Origin of the sequence: Sorangium sp. So ce302 (genome assembly GCF_051530145.1) — a bacterium.
In the GTDB taxonomy this organism is placed as follows: domain Bacteria; phylum Myxococcota_A; class Polyangia; order Polyangiales; family Polyangiaceae; genus Sorangium; species Sorangium cellulosum_B.
The window spans coordinates 1,986,264-1,999,862 of sequence record NZ_CP150326.1 but is presented as its reverse complement, the minus strand read 5'-3'; the positions used below and the strand labels follow the sequence as shown (position 1 = coordinate 1,999,862).

At 73.1% G+C, this 13,599-nt stretch carries 12 protein-coding genes; 8 read left to right on the top strand and 4 right to left on the bottom strand.

Going from position 1 to position 13,599, the window contains the following annotated elements:
- Window positions 1–177: 177 nt before the first annotated feature.
- The 4 genes from WME73_RS07680 to WME73_RS07665 are packed head-to-tail and all read right to left on the bottom strand — an operon-like array spanning window position 178 to window position 4,401.
- Window positions 178–648: a hypothetical protein gene (locus WME73_RS07680; protein ID WP_437869582.1), complete on the bottom strand. Its 471-nt coding sequence runs from the start codon at window positions 646–648 to the stop codon at window positions 178–180.
- 10 nt (window positions 649–658) lie between these two features.
- Window positions 659–1,861 carry an MFS transporter gene (locus tag WME73_RS07675; protein ID WP_437744833.1) on the bottom strand — a complete coding sequence of 401 codons (1,203 nt, stop codon included), beginning with the start codon at window positions 1,859–1,861 and terminating at the stop codon, window positions 659–661.
- 45 nt (window positions 1,862–1,906) lie between these two features.
- Window positions 1,907–3,160 carry an outer membrane protein assembly factor BamB family protein gene (locus WME73_RS07670; protein WP_437744832.1) on the bottom strand — a complete coding sequence of 418 codons (1,254 nt, stop codon included), beginning with the start codon at window positions 3,158–3,160 and terminating at the stop codon, window positions 1,907–1,909.
- A gap of 29 nt (window positions 3,161–3,189) precedes the next feature.
- Window positions 3,190–4,401 (bottom strand): DNA polymerase IV, encoded by a 1,212-nt coding sequence (locus WME73_RS07665; protein ID WP_437744831.1) that lies wholly within the window; start codon window positions 4,399–4,401, stop codon window positions 3,190–3,192.
- A 200-nt stretch (window positions 4,402–4,601) separates the two neighbouring features.
- Between WME73_RS07665 and WME73_RS07660 the strand changes: the two genes are divergently transcribed.
- The 8 genes from WME73_RS07660 (at window position 4,602) to WME73_RS07625 (ending at window position 13,576) form a co-directional block, all read left to right on the top strand.
- A complete protein-coding gene (locus WME73_RS07660) occupies window positions 4,602–5,975 on the top strand; it encodes a hypothetical protein (RefSeq protein ID WP_437744830.1) in 1,374 nt (457 codons plus the stop codon).
- 128 nt (window positions 5,976–6,103) lie between these two features.
- Window positions 6,104–6,721: an RNA polymerase sigma factor gene (locus WME73_RS07655; RefSeq protein ID WP_437744829.1), complete on the top strand. Its 618-nt coding sequence runs from the start codon at window positions 6,104–6,106 to the stop codon at window positions 6,719–6,721.
- 5 nt (window positions 6,722–6,726) lie between these two features.
- Window positions 6,727–7,707 (top strand): tetratricopeptide repeat protein, encoded by a 981-nt coding sequence (locus tag WME73_RS07650; RefSeq protein ID WP_437747954.1) that lies wholly within the window; start codon window positions 6,727–6,729, stop codon window positions 7,705–7,707.
- A 308-nt stretch (window positions 7,708–8,015) separates the two neighbouring features.
- Window positions 8,016–8,285, top strand: a complete 270-nt coding sequence (locus tag WME73_RS07645) for an HPr-rel-A system PqqD family peptide chaperone (protein WP_437744828.1) — start codon at window positions 8,016–8,018, stop codon at window positions 8,283–8,285.
- Entirely contained in the window at window positions 8,282–9,349 is a 1,068-nt protein-coding gene (locus WME73_RS07640) for an ATP-grasp domain-containing protein (protein ID WP_437869572.1), read from the top strand. Before WME73_RS07645 ends, WME73_RS07640 begins: the two co-directional genes overlap by 4 nt.
- Window positions 9,346–10,689 (top strand): diaminopimelate decarboxylase, encoded by a 1,344-nt coding sequence (locus WME73_RS07635; protein WP_437869571.1) that lies wholly within the window; start codon window positions 9,346–9,348, stop codon window positions 10,687–10,689. Before WME73_RS07640 ends, WME73_RS07635 begins: the two co-directional genes overlap by 4 nt.
- Window positions 10,677–12,938, top strand: a complete 2,262-nt coding sequence (locus WME73_RS07630; protein WP_437915257.1) for an urea transporter — start codon at window positions 10,677–10,679, stop codon at window positions 12,936–12,938. The genes WME73_RS07635 and WME73_RS07630 overlap by 13 nt, the downstream gene beginning before the upstream one ends.
- A complete protein-coding gene (locus tag WME73_RS07625) occupies window positions 12,935–13,576 on the top strand; it encodes a tetratricopeptide repeat protein (protein ID WP_437744824.1) in 642 nt (213 codons plus the stop codon). The genes WME73_RS07630 and WME73_RS07625 overlap by 4 nt, the downstream gene beginning before the upstream one ends.
- Window positions 13,577–13,599: the final 23 nt, after the last annotated feature.

The window sequence follows — 13,599 nt, the reverse complement described above, 5'->3', positions numbered from 1 at the left end:
GCGCCAATGCGCGTGAAGAGGCCACATCATGCCACCTGCGAAGTCGCGTCCGGAGCGCGGGCGCCCGCCGGCACCAACAGCTGAGCGTCCCTGGCTGCTCGGCCGTGGTGTGATGTCGAGGCGACGGCGGCGCGCGGTGCCCGTGGCGAGGCCCCATCGGTCATCGGGGCGCAGGGCTCAGCGCCCACCCGGCGACGGGGCCGCAGTGGGGTGGAGTAGCATCATGGCAATGGCGATCACATAAAACGAGAGGCCGACCAGCAGGAACGCGATGGCGACACGGTAGATCGTGGTCTTGCGATCCCGGTAGGCGAGCGAGGCGAAGAGCCAGCCACGCAGGTCGTCGCCCGGTTGCTGGGTGAGCCAGCGGATGTGCTGCACACCCCAGACGATCAGGGTCGCGGAGAGCAGGACGATCGCCACGCCGGCGATGATCAGCCCCTGCGCGTGGGGGCTGGTGCCGGCGATGAGGCGGCCGGAGAAGCCGGTCGTGGTGATGACGATGCCGCACAGACCGATGAGCACCTGAGCGCGGTTGTGGAGCACGGAGAACTGCCGCTCCAGGATCCCGTGGATGACGTCCCAGGACCCGGCGCCCACGAGCTTGATGAGCCGGTCCACCTCGTCCTCTCTCTCGATCTTCTTCATGACAGGCGCCCTAGCACCGCGGCGCCGGCGCCTCATCACGCCGCGCCGCGCGCGCGACGAACAGGCCGAACGCCGCGCTCGTCAGCGCGACGAGGAGCGCGCCCGAGGCCCACAGCACGGGGCGGTGCCCGTAGCGATCGACGCCCATCCCCACGACGGGCCCGAGCAGCACGAAGGCGAGGCGGAAGAGGAAGCTGCGGAGCGAGACGCAGCTCGCGCGATCGCCGTCGGGCGCGAGGCGCTGCTCCTCGTGGTGGAGCAGCGGCATGTGCAGCCCGCGCACGAGCGTCAGCAGGAAATAGAACGCGACCCCGAGCACGTGGCGCGAGAGCGCGAGGCCGAGGTACCCGGCCGCCACCAGGACGACGCACGCGAGCAGCGTCCCCGTCATGCCGAGGCGGCGGCCGGCGCGCTCGCTCAGCATCGAGCCGAGCGCGGTGGTGAAGCTCGCGAGGGCCCACATGGGGCCTATCCACGCGACCGGGGCGCCGGCCTCGGTCGCGTACAGCGCCATGAGCCACGTCGGCAGGTACGACGCGAGCGCGAGCGCGACGCCGAGCAGCAGCACCGCGCGGAAGTCGGCGCGCTCGAACAGCGCGTCGCGCACGATCGCGCGCATGCGGCCCAGGTGGTCCTCGACCTTCGGCTCGGCGCGCCGCGTCTCGCCGAACCGGAGGGCGATCCCCGCCGCGAGCGCCCAGGCCGCGGCCTCCATCGCGAACGGCAGGCGGGACCAGCGCGCATAGAGGAAGCCCGCGGCGAGCGCGGCGCTCCCCGAGGCGATCTGCGCGATCGAGCGCATGCGGCCGTACCAGCGGGCGAACTCGTGCTCTTTGCCCTGCTCTCGCAGCGAGTCGAAGAGGAGCGCGGAGTCCGCCCCCGAGACAAGGGAGAACCCGACGCCGAGCACCAGCTCGGCGAGCAGCACCGACCAGAGCCCGCGCGAGAGCGCGTAGAGGACCCAGCCGGCCAGGATGCAAAAGGAGGCGATCACGAGCGCGCGGCGGTGGCCCAGGCGATCGGCGATGTAGCCCGACGGGAACTCGAAGAGCGCGATGCTCAGGCTGAACGCGCCCTGCACGGTCATCATGGTGGCCACGCTCATGCCGATGTCCTGCGTCCAGAACAGCGGGAAGATGGCCGCCGGGAACATCAGCGATTGAACGCCGTGGTAGACGCAGATGCGCCAGGGGTTCTGCTGGACGGACGACATGGCGGGGAGCCCTGGAGCCCGCGCTGCCGCGGGCGCGCCGGAAGCCTAGAACTCGGTCCCGATCATGTACCTGAGTTGCCCCGTCTTCAGCGAGAACACGTAAAGCGCCGTCCAGCTGGCGAAGAAGACGTCGTTCGCCGAGATCGAGATCCCGGACGAGACCTGCGACTTCTTGTGGACCTGCACGTCCCACAGCCGCTTGCCGGTGCCGGCCTCGAAGCAGGCGAGGCGCGTGCCGTCCTTGTGATCCTTCATGTCATAAGGGACGACCAGGAACCCGCCTTCATAGGCCCCCGCGTCCACCCCCGTGGGCCTCGTGGTCAGCGGGTCGACGCCGGGCACCACCATCTTCCAGAGGACCTTCTTCTTGTCCACCGCGGCCACCATGCCGACCTGGCTGCCCTTGCTCCGGCCGCCGAGCAGGAACCGCGGCCCGGGCCCGCTCGGGATGATCGCGCCGCTCACCGACATGCCCTCGACTTCATGCGACCCGGGCAGCCCGAGCTCGTCGAACTCGTGCCAGCGGGCGAACCGATAACCGGGCGCCTCTTCCTGGATCGAGCTCGGAACCGTCTTGCAGGCCGCGCCCTTCGCGAGCTCGCGCCGGGTCCCGGTCGCCGGATCGAGCCCGTGCTTCACGTCGTCGACCGTCTCGACGACGATGACGCCGTCGCCCTGGCACAGCCGCCTCGCCTTCTCGCCGAGCAACGCCGACCACGACGGCGTCCCGGTGCGCAGATCATAGGCCTGCACCTTGCCGAGCGCGTCGATCGAGATCAGACGGCCGGAGGCGATCGCGCGCCGCGCCTCGTGGTTGGCCGCGTCCTTGGTGAGCGCCGCCGTCTTCCAGATCGGCTTGCCGTCGCGCCCGTCGTAGGCCGCGATCCACTCCTCGCCGGCGGGGACGTTGCTCTTGCCGATCACGTCCGGCGCGCCGTCGCCGTTCACGTCGGCGAGCATCGGCCGATCGCTGAAGTACGCCTTCGGTCCCAGGCCGGGGAGCGGCGCCGACCGGCCCTTGGACGGCCCCGACGCGCTGAACACGAAGGCGCCGGCGGCCGCGCCGGCCACGACCATGGCCATGACGACCGACATCACGATGACCCCCGCCGCGTTGCTGGACGGCGGGGCGACCCGGACGACGTGCATGCCCTGCGGGATCGGCGCGGTGGTCGGCTTCCTGCCGCGATCGATGAGCGACCGCGCGCCGCAGTACTGGCAGGTGACTGCATCCATCGCCGGCTGAATCGGCAGCGGGGCGCCGCAGCGCGGACACCTGGAATCGACGATACGAGCCATCGTCCCACTCTACACGAGCTCGAGACCGTCTATTTCTTCTTCTCGCGCTCGCCCGGGGCCGCGCGCGACGTCGCGCGGCCCGAGGGCGGGGGTCCCAGCAGCGCCGCGCGGGTGAGCCCCTTCCCACCGAAGCGCTCGGCCACCTCCGCCACGACGCCCTCGAGGCGGCGGCGGCGCTCGGAGGCGACCGGGAACAGGCTCAGCGTCGGGCCGCCGGTCTCGCTCGTCAGGTCGCTCGCGGCGACGCCGACGAGCCGCACGGGCCGCGAGAGATCGAAGCGCGACAGCAGCCCCTTCGCGCAGGTGTAGATCGAGTCCGTGTCGCTGACCGGCTCGGACAGCGTCGTCTGGCGCGTCCGCAGCGTGAAGTCCGAGTACTTGAGCTTCACCACCACCGCGCGGCAGGACAGGCCCGCCTTGAGCAGGCGCCGCGCCACGCGGCCCGACAGATCGAGCAGCCAATGCTCGATCGGCTCCCTGCCCCGGAGGTCCTCCTCCACGGTCTCCTCCGCGCCAATCGACTCCGCCGCGCGGCCCGGGACGACCGCGCGCTCGTCGACGCCCGCGGCGAGCAGCCGCACGTGCTCGCCCCACGCGGGGCCGAGCAGCTCGTGGAGGCGCGGCGCGGGGCAGCGCGCGAGATCGCCGATGGTCGCGAGCCCCGCCGCGCGCAGCCGCTCGGCCGCGCGCGGGCCCACGCCCCACATGCGCTCGAGCGGCAGCGGCGCGAGGAAGGCGGCGACGTCGCCGGGGACCACGACGAGGCCGTCGGGCTTCCGCAGATCGCTCGCGATCTTCGCGGCGAACTTGCAGGGCGCGACGCCCGCGGAGGCCGTGAGCCCGGTCTCGTCGCGGATCGCGCGCTTGATCTGCGCCGCGATCGCCTCGCCGTCGCCGAAGAGCGCGCGGCTCGCGGTCACGTCGAGGAACGCCTCGTCGAGCGACAGCCCCTCCACGAGCGGCGTGAAGCGGCGGAAGATCGCGAAGACCTGCGCGCTCACCTCGGCGTAGCGGGCGTGCCGCACCGGCACCACGATCGCCTGCGGGCAGCGGCGGAGCGCCTCGACCATCGGCATCGCCGAGCGGGCGCCCGAGGCGCGCGCCTCGTACGACGCGGCCGCGACGACGCCCCGCCGGGAGGCGCCGCCCACCAGGACGGGGCGGCCTCGCAGCGACGGGTCGTCGAGCTGCTCGACCGACGCGAAGAACGCGTCCATGTCGATGTGGAGGATGTGTCGCATCGGTGCTGCTCTTCTGTACCGCCTCGCCGCCCGCGCGCCGCGGTGAAGCGGGTGAAGCGCCGAAGCGCTGAGCTGAAGGCCGAACGCCCGCGGCGGCGCCGTGCTGCGCGGTGGCGTCGTCGCTCGTTTGCTGCTACGGGTCGACTCTACTTCTTCCTTCGTCAGCCGGACACGTTGGACCGCGTCGCGGATCGTGAGTCATGACGTCGAGCGCCGCACGACCGAACTGCCCCCGTTGCGCCGCGCGCCGGCGCAAGGCGCCCGCGCTGCTCGCGGCGGGGTGGCTCGCGCTGGCGTCGGGCGCGGCCGCGGCGGACGAGCCGCGCGCCCCGGAGCGCGCCGGCGCGGGTGATGCGCCCGCGGCGCAGCGCGCGCTCGTGCTGATCGTCGCCGGGCGCCCGGGCTCGCCGCTCGAGGCGCACGCCGCGGCGCTCGTCGCGGCGCACGTCCGGCCCTCGGGCGTCGGGCTCCACGTGGTCCGGCGCGCGCCGGCGCCCGCGCTCGATCTGCACGAGCGCGTCGCGGCGGCGCGCTCGCTCGTGGAGCAATGGTCCGCGCACGGCGCGCTGTGGATCGAGGCGGGTCCGGGCAACGAGCTCGCCCTGTATCTCTTCCCTCGCGGCGGGGAGCGCGTGTACTCGCGGCGGTTCCCTGCGCCTCCCGGGCGGACGTCCGTGGCCGTCGAGGCGCTCGCGAACGTCGCGGGCTCGGCGGCGGCGGAGGCGCTGGAGGGGCCCATCACCGGGGCCGGGATGGCGAGCGTCGACGTCGGCGGCGCCGAGCAGGCCGCGCCCGCCGCGCTGGCGCCCTCGCCTGCGCAGGCCGCGCCGCCGCCGGACGCGCCCGCGCCCCCCGCGGCCCCTCCTGCCCGGCCACCATCGCGGCCCGCACCAGCGCCGGACGAGCGCCCCGCGCCGCCGCCCTCGACGCTCGAGCACGCCGACGCCGCGTGGTGGCGGCGGTGGTTCCTCTCGGCCGGTTATGCGGGCGGCACGTTCGGAGAGCACGTCCCCTGGCAGAGCGCCGTCTCGCTCTCGCTGTCGTGGGCGCCCACGCCCGATTCGTACGTCGGCGCCGGCTACGACTGGATGGACACACAGCACCTCCAGGTGGAGCGCGCGGGCCTCGATCTGGATCTCGATCGGACACCGCTCTTCGCGAGCGGGGGCCACCGATTCGACATCGGGAGCGGGCGCTGGGCCTTCCATCTCGGCGGCCGGGCCACCTTCGACGTCGTCTCGCGGAGCGGCGCGTGGCGAGCGCCGCACGCGCCCTGGAGATCGCCGGGTCCGCCGGAAGCGTCCTCGCCGGAAGGACCGCATCTTTCGTCCGACAAGCGCGTGACCGACCTGCTGATCAGCGTCGCGCCCACGACGGGGCTGAGCCTCCGGATCTCCGATGAGCTCCGCATCGCCCTCTGGACCAGCCTCGACGTGCCGCTGAACCGGCTCTCGACCCCCGCGCCGCGGGTCGCCGATCTCCAGCCGGATCCCCTGCGCTTCCTCGGTGGGATCGGCCTCGAGCTCGGGCCGGCCGCGCGGAGCGCCCCGCCTCGTACGGTCGCGGGGCGGTGACGACGGGGGCGCGGCGGGCTCTCGCCGCGTCGGGCCACCGTCGCGCCGGGCCACCCTCATAAAAATGACCCGATCGTGCCCGCGGGAGGCACAGGGTCACCGTGATCGTGGATGGACAGGCTCTCCTCATGGGTGTGCGCGTCACGGAGGGGACGCGCGCTCACCAGGCCGAAGGTCCCCTCGTCTCTTCCATCGATCTCGAGCGGACCCGCCGCGCCGGGGCGGGTGATCCCGCGGCCCAGGCGTGGCTCGTGGCCAGGCTCCTCCCGGGCGTCCGGCAGGTCGCGCAGGCGTTCCTGCGGCGCTCGGCCGACGCGGACGACGCGGCGCAGCTGGCGATGCTCGCCATCCTGAGGGCCGTGCCCGCGTACCGGGGCGAGGCCGTCATCGAGGGCTGGGCGCGGCGCATCGCCGTGCGGACCGTGCTGCGGTACCTCCGCGCCCTGCGGCGGCGCGACGCCCCCATCGCAGGCGACCTGTCGGACGCCGAGGAGGTCCCGGCGTCGTCGCGCGGGAGCGCCCAGGAGGCGCTCCCGCGCCACGTGCGCGATTACCTGGGGGAGCTGCCCGAAGCCCAGCGCGAGGCGCTGATCCTGCACCACGCGCTCGAACACACCGTCGATGAGATCGCTGAGATGACCGACGTCAGCCCGGACACCGTGCGCAGCCGCCTGCGCCTCGGGATCGCCGCCCTGCGAAAGCGGGTCCGGCAGGACATCGCCGTCGGCCGGAGAAGATCGCCGTGAAGACCATGATGGCCCATGCCTCGGACGAGGAGCGCTGGATCGCGATCGTCGCGGCCGAAGGTCGCGGGACGCCGATCGGGCCCGAGGACGCCGCGTTCCGCCGCCGCTACGAGGAGGCTCACCCGGAGCTCGCCGGCGAAGCCGCGCTCTGGGCCGACCTCGGCCGGCTCGGCGCGCGGCGCGGCGGGGCTCTCGGCCCCGTGGACGACGACGCCCTCGCTGCGCGGATCCTCGCGCAGGCCGCCGGCGAGGCGGGGGCGCAGCGCGTCCCTGCGCCAGAGGAGCGCCCCAGGCGGCGCGCGATCGTGCGGCGCGGGGTCGCGGGCACCTTCGCCGGCGTCGCGCTCGCGGCGACGTTCCTGGCCGCGCTCGCGGCCGAGCTCCTGATCGACCGCGACGTGGCGCCCCCGCCCCCGCGCGCGCCAGACGCGGCGCCCGCGCAGGCCAGCGCCGGGATCGAGCCGCCGCCGCGCTCCCTCGACGTCCAGCCCGCCGCCACGGCGCCCGCGCCGAAGGAGTCGCCCGACGCGGGCGTGGTGGAGGCCGCCGGCGCGGCGGCCGCTCCGAGGGCAGCGCGCGAGGGCCACCGCGGCGAGGCGCACCCCGGTCCGAGCGCCGACGAGCTGCTGCGCGACGCCCAGCTGGCGCTCGCCGCCGGCCGCGACGCCGATGCGTCGGCCGCGTACCTCGCGCTGCTCGCGCGCCATCCGGGCAGCCCCGAGGCGCGCGTCGCGCTCGTATCGCTCGGCCGGCTCTCGCTCTCCGGAGGAGATCCCGCCTCGGCCCTCGGCTATTTCGAGCGGTACCTCGCGGCCGGGCGCGGCGGGCTCGGCGCCGAGGCGCGCTATGGCCGCATCGAGGCCCTGCGCCAGCTCGGGCGCGGAAGCGACGAGCGGGCCGCGATCGACGACTTCCTCTCACGCCACGGCGACAGCGTCTACGCGGCCCGGCTGCGCGCCCGCGCGGAGGGCGCGGCCGAGCATTGATGGAGCGTTGATCCTCCTCGCGACACACGGTCAAATTCATTGACCCGCTCTCGCCCCCGGCGGGCACAAGGAGGGCAGGCAGCCGCGCCTGAAGCGCCCCGCTCTACTACTCCAGCCGCACCTGGTCCGAGGCGCGGCTGGAGGCCTGAGGAATACCCTCATTTCGTGGCCCTTTTCAGCGAATTGAACAGGGAGGCTGGGAGACAGGGAGTATTTTGAATCTCTCCTCCCCGTCTCCCCGCCTCCCTGTGAATTTTCTAAGAATTTCACGGTCGGCGCCCCAACACCCTTAGAACGAGGAGGCTCGCGTGAGCGCGATCCTGCGATTGAAAGAGCTTGCACTCAGCGATACCGGATTCGTGTTCGATCCCGCGTCGGGCGCGACGTTCACCGTCAATCCCACCGGCCTCTGCGCCCTCAACGCCATGAAAGAGGGGCTCTCGCGCGAGGAGGTCGCCGCCCGGCTCCGCGAGCGATTCGATATCCGCGGGGGCGACCCGGCGCGCGACGTCGGCGAGTTCCTGGAGCTCCTCCGGCAGCACGGCCTCCTCTCCGCGGAGCCGGAGGGAGCCCAGTGAAGACGAGGCCCCGCACCATCGCCGTCACCGGCCTCAACGCGACTGACAACCCCGCTCCCGGCGTGGGCGTCATCCGGGCGCTCCGCGCGGGCGGCGACGCCTCGATTCGCCTCGTCGGCCTCGCGTACGACGCGCTCGATCCCGGCGCGTACGCCGGCGACATCGTGAGCGACGTGTTCATGATCCCCTATCCATCGCAGGGCCTGGAAGCGTTCGTGTCCCGCCTCGAGTACGTCCACCGGCGGGTCGGGCTCGACGTGATCATCCCGACGCTCGACGCCGAGCTGCCCTCGTTCATCGACATCGCGCCGCGGCTCCGCGCGATGGGGATCGGCACCTGCTTGCCCACGCGCGAGCAGCTCGATCTCCGCTCGAAGGCGAGCCTCGCCGCGCTCGGCGCCCGCGCCGGCATCCGGGTCCCGCGCACGGCGGCCCTCTCGGACGCCGACGAGCTCCTGCGCATCCACGAGCGGGTGCCCTACCCCTTCCACGTGAAGGGCGTGTTCTACGGCGCGACGCTGGCGACGACCTTCGATGAGGCGGTGTCGGCCTATTACAAGGTGATAGCCCAGTGGGGCCTCCCGGTCCTCGTCCAGGAGCACGTGACCGGGGAGGAGCTCGATGTGGTGGCGGTCGGCGACGGAGAAGGCGGGCTCGTCGGCGCCGTGCCGATGAAGAAGATGCTCCTCACCGACAAGGGAAAGGGCTGGGCCGGCATCACCGTACGCGACCCCGAGCTCGTCGGCATCGCGCAGGCCTTCGCGGAGGCGACGCGGTGGCGCGGCCCCTTCGAGGTCGAGGTGATGCGCGACGCGCACGGGCGCTATCACCTCATCGAGGTCAACCCGCGCTTCCCGGCGTGGGTGTACCTGAGCGTGGCGGCCGGGATGAACCTGCCTCGCGCCGTGGTCGATCTCGCCGCAGGCGCGCCGATCGAGCCGCTCCGCGGCTACGAGGTCGGCGCGATGTTCGTCCGCATCTCGATCGACCAGGTCGCGCGGATCAGCGACTTTCAGAGCATGGTGACGACGGGCGAGCTCGTCCGTTCAGGAGGCCTCTCGTGAATAGCCCGGTCTACGAATCGCCCAGCATCGTCCGGCACCAGATGGGGGCGATGAACAAGTTCGGCCGCCTCCAGGGCGTGCGGCCCCTCACCCACATCGACGGAGTCGCCATCGCCGATCTCGTGGCCCAGCACGGATCACCGCTCTTCGTGTTCTCGGAGCGGACGCTCGTGAGCCGCTACCGCGAGCTCCACGGCGCGTTCGCGCGCCGCTGGGCCAAGGTGCGGATCGCCTGGTCGTACAAGACGAACTACCTCGAGGCGATCTGCCGCACGTTCCACCGCGAAGGCGCCTGGGCCGAGGTGGTCTCGCCCTTCGAGTACGACAAGGCGATCCTCGCGGGCGTCCCGGCCGAGCGGATCCACTGGAACGGCCCCTACAAGCCCGACGCGGCGCTCGCGCGCGCGGTCTCCGGCGGCTCGATCATCCACATCGACAACCTCGATGAGCTGGCGCGGATCGAGCGGGTCGCCGAGCGGGTCAAGGCGCGCCCGAAGGTGGCCATCCGGGTCAACATGAACATCGAGGGCCTCGCGCCGTGGAGCCGCTTCGGCCTGAACCTCGAGTCCGGCCAGGCCAGGGAGGCGGTGAGCCGCCTCGTGAGCGGAGATCGCATGGAGCTCACCGGGCTGCACTGCCATATCGGCACGTTCATCCTCGACCCGGGCGCCTACGGCAAGGCGGCGTCCAAGCTGGCGCGCCTCGCCAACGAGATACGCGCCGCGCACGGGATCCGGCTCTCGTTCCTCGACCTCGGCGGCGGCTTCGCCTCGAAGAACACGCTCAAGGCGCAGTACCTGCTCGGCGAGCAGGCGTCTCCGTCGTTCGAGCGCTACGCCGAGGCCATCTGCGACGGCCTCGGAGAGCTCGACTGTCCCGCCCGGGAGCTCCCGACGCTCGTCCTCGAGACGGGCCGCGCGCTGGTGGACGACGCGGGGTACCTCATCGCGACGGTCGAGGCCAAGAAGCGCCTCCCCGACGGGCGCAGCGGCCTCGTGCTCGACGCGGGCGTCAACCTGCTCTTCACCTCGTTCTGGTACAAACACGATGTCGTCCCGGCGCAGGAGTTCAGCGCCATGCAGGAGCCCACCGTGATGTTCGGCCCGCTGTGCATGAACATCGACGTGGTGCGCGACACCATGCAGTTCCCGGCGTCGTCCCCGGGAGATCGGCTCGTGTTCCGCAACGTGGGCGCCTACAACGTGACGCAGTGGCACCAGTTCATCACCCTCCGTCCGGCGGTGGTGATGGTGGGCGAGGGAGGCGCCTCCTGCATCCGCCGCGCGGAGACGCTCGACGATTTCCGCGCCGTCGAGGACGTGCCGGCATGGCTCAGGTGATCCCCGGGCCGACGAGCGACGCGAGCGGCGCGGCGCGCGCGACCGGGACGGCCCGGCGCCGTCGGGTCGCGGCGGCCGTGAGCTCGCGGCTCGCGAGGAGCGGCGTCGTCGAGATGGGGGAGTCGCTCCTCCGGGTCTACGCGCACATCCTGTTCTCGCGCTCGCCGGCGGTGGGGCTGCTCGTGATGCTCGCGACCGCCACCGTGCCTCGCGCCTTCGTGTTCGGCGTCATCGCGGCGTGCGCGGCGAACGGGGCCGCGCTCCTCCTCGACCTCGAGAAGGACGCCGTGAGGGACGGGTCGTACGCGTACAACGCGCTCCTCGTCGGCCTCGGCGTGGCGCAGTCGTTCACCGCGGACGGCCCCGCCGTCGCCGTCGCGCTGCTCGGCGCCGCCGCGTGCGTGGTGGTCACGGCGGCGCTGCGCTCCCTCTCCGGTCCCGGCTCCGGCGGCGCCGCCGGCCTGCCGGTGCTGTCGCTCCCGTTCATCGTCGTCTTCCACCTGACGCTGAGCACCTCGGCGTTCTCCGGGCTCACGCTCGCGGCGCCCGCGCAAGCCCCGCTCGCGTTCGAGGGCCTCCCCGCGCCCATCGCGCTGTTCGCGCGGTGCCTCGGCGGCCTCTTCTTCCTGCCCCGCGCCGACGCGGGCGCGCTGGTGCTCGCGGCGCTCCTCGTCCACAGCCGGATCGCCGCGCTCCTCGCCGCGCTCGCGTTCGCGGCGGCGCTCGGGCTCGCCTCGCGATGGCTCTCGCTCCCTGACGGCGCGCTCGACGTGCTCGGCTACAACGCCGTCCTCACGGCGGTCGGGCTGGGCGGCGTCTGGTTCGTCCCCTCGGCGTCCTCGTTCGCGCTCGGCCTGTCCGGCGCCGTCGCCGCCGCGCTCGTCACCGCCGGCGCGATGGCGCCGCTCGCGCGGCTCGGCGCGGCGCCGCTGATCCTGCCGTTCAACGTCACCGTCGTCGCCGTCCTCCTCGCGATGCGTCGGCGCGCGCGCGACGAGCGGCCCAAGGCGGTGGATTTCCTCCCGGGCACGCCCGAGCAGAACCTCGCGTACCTCCGCACGCGGCGCGCGCGTTTCCAGCAGTCGCCGCACGCCGTGAGCTTCCGGCTCCCGTTCCGCGGCACGTGGACGTGCACGCAGGCGGTCGACGGCGCGTTCACGCACAAGGAGCAATGGCGCCATGCCTTCGATTTCCAGGTGATGGGCGAAGGTGGCCTGGCCTTCCGCGGCGCCGGGAGCGCGCCGCAGGACTTCCACTGCCACCGGCTACCCGTGGTCGCGGCCGCCGACGGCACCGTGGTGAAGGTCGAGTCGAGCGTGCCCGACAGCGACGTCGGCGCGATGAACCTCGAGCAGAACTGGGGCAACCACGTCATCGTGGCCCACGCGCCCGGCGTGTACTCGATGGTCGCGCACCTCGCGCGCGGGACGCTCAAGGTCGTGGAGGGGCAATGGGTGAAGCGGGGCGACGTCCTCGGGCTCGCGGGCAGCTCGGGTCGATCCCCCGAGCCGCACCTGCACTTCCAGCTGCAGTCGACCCACAAGCTCGGCGCGCCGACGCTCCCGTGCCGGTTCAGCGACGTGGTCACGGTCGGCGAGGAGGCGCGGCTCTGGCCCAGCCTGGAGCCGCGGGAGGGCGACGCCGTGCGCGCCATCGAGGCCGACGAGGACGTGTCCGCGTACTTCGGCTTCACCTGCGCCGACACCTGGGCGTACCGCGTCGGCGCGGACGTCGAGCGCGTCACGTGCGACGTCGACGTCTACGGGCGGCTCCTGATCCGCTCGGAGGACCGCGCCGCGTCTCTCTTCTACGGCAGGAGCGACGACCTGTTCACGAGCTTCGACGCGGTGGGCGACGACGCGTCGGTCGTTCACCTGCTGCGCGCGGCGCTCCCGCGGGTGCCGCTCGAGGGCAGCGCCTCGCTCCGCTGGGCGGACACGCTGCCGGCGCGGCGATTCCGCGCGTTCGCGCTCCGGGTGCTCGCCGACTTCGTCGCCCCCTTCCTGCCAGGCGACGGGATCGAGGTGGACCTCAGGATGCGCCGCGAGGGCGACCTCCTCGTGGTCCTCGGCGAGTCGCGGCGGCGCGATCGCCGCGGCGAGCCGCTCGTGCGGACGCGGGCGGAGCTCACGAGGGGCCGAGGGCCGCTCAGGGTCGAGGTCACGGCGCAGGGCCGCACGCGGGTGGCGGAGCGGGTCCAGGGCGCCGGCAGGAAATTCACCGTGTCATTCGGCGAGGAGACGTCATGAGAGCGAGTCGATGGTTCTTCGTGATGCTGGTCGGTTGTGCGTTGAGCGGCGTCCCTTCCGGGGCCGCTGACGCGGAGGGGAGGCCGGCGGACCTGTTCCAGCTGTCCTATGACGCCGAGGCCGCCGGGAAGGTGCAGGACGCGCTCGCCGCGCTCGATCGCCTCCCTGCGCCGCAGAAGGATGGATACGTCGCGGAGCTCCGCCGCGGCTGGCTCTATCACAAGCTCGGGCGCAACAAGGAGGCCGTCGACGCGTACGGAAGGGCGAGCGCGCTCGAGCCGAGATCGGTCGAGTCGCGCGTCGGCGCGCTGCTCCCGCAGATGGCGCTGCGCCGGTGGGCCGACGTGGAAGCGACCGCGCGGAAGGCGCTGCAGCTCGACCCCGCGAACTACCTCGCGAGCCTGCGGCTCGCGTTCGCCCTGTACAACCTGGCGCGCTACCCGGAGGCCGCGACGATCTACGGCCGGCTCGCGGAGATGTACCCGAGCGACGTCGAGGTGCGCTCGGGCCTCGGCTGGTCGCTGCTCAAGATGGGCAAGGGCGGCGACGCCGCGCGGGAGCTCCGGCGGGTCCTCGACATCGCGCCCAAGCACGCGCTGGCCCGGGACGGCCTGCGCGCGGCGGGCGTCTCGAACTGACGTGACCACGCCGCGGATCGCCC

Coding starts and splice junctions, on each gene's coding strand:
- WME73_RS07660 (WP_437744830.1), top strand. CDS start 4,602: ATGACGTCGAGCGCCGCACGACCGAACTGCCCCCGTTGCGCCGCGCGC.
- WME73_RS07670 (WP_437744832.1), bottom strand. CDS start 3,160: ATGGCTCGTATCGTCGATTCCAGGTGTCCGCGCTGCGGCGCCCCGCTG.
- WME73_RS07650 (WP_437747954.1), top strand. CDS start 6,727: ATGATGGCCCATGCCTCGGACGAGGAGCGCTGGATCGCGATCGTCGCG.
- WME73_RS07680 (WP_437869582.1), bottom strand. CDS start 648: ATGAAGAAGATCGAGAGAGAGGACGAGGTGGACCGGCTCATCAAGCTC.
- WME73_RS07675 (WP_437744833.1), bottom strand. CDS start 1,861: ATGTCGTCCGTCCAGCAGAACCCCTGGCGCATCTGCGTCTACCACGGC.
- WME73_RS07625 (WP_437744824.1), top strand. CDS start 12,935: ATGAGAGCGAGTCGATGGTTCTTCGTGATGCTGGTCGGTTGTGCGTTG.
- WME73_RS07630 (WP_437915257.1), top strand. CDS start 10,677: ATGGCTCAGGTGATCCCCGGGCCGACGAGCGACGCGAGCGGCGCGGCG.
- WME73_RS07655 (WP_437744829.1), top strand. CDS start 6,104: ATGGGTGTGCGCGTCACGGAGGGGACGCGCGCTCACCAGGCCGAAGGT.
- WME73_RS07665 (WP_437744831.1), bottom strand. CDS start 4,401: ATGCGACACATCCTCCACATCGACATGGACGCGTTCTTCGCGTCGGTC.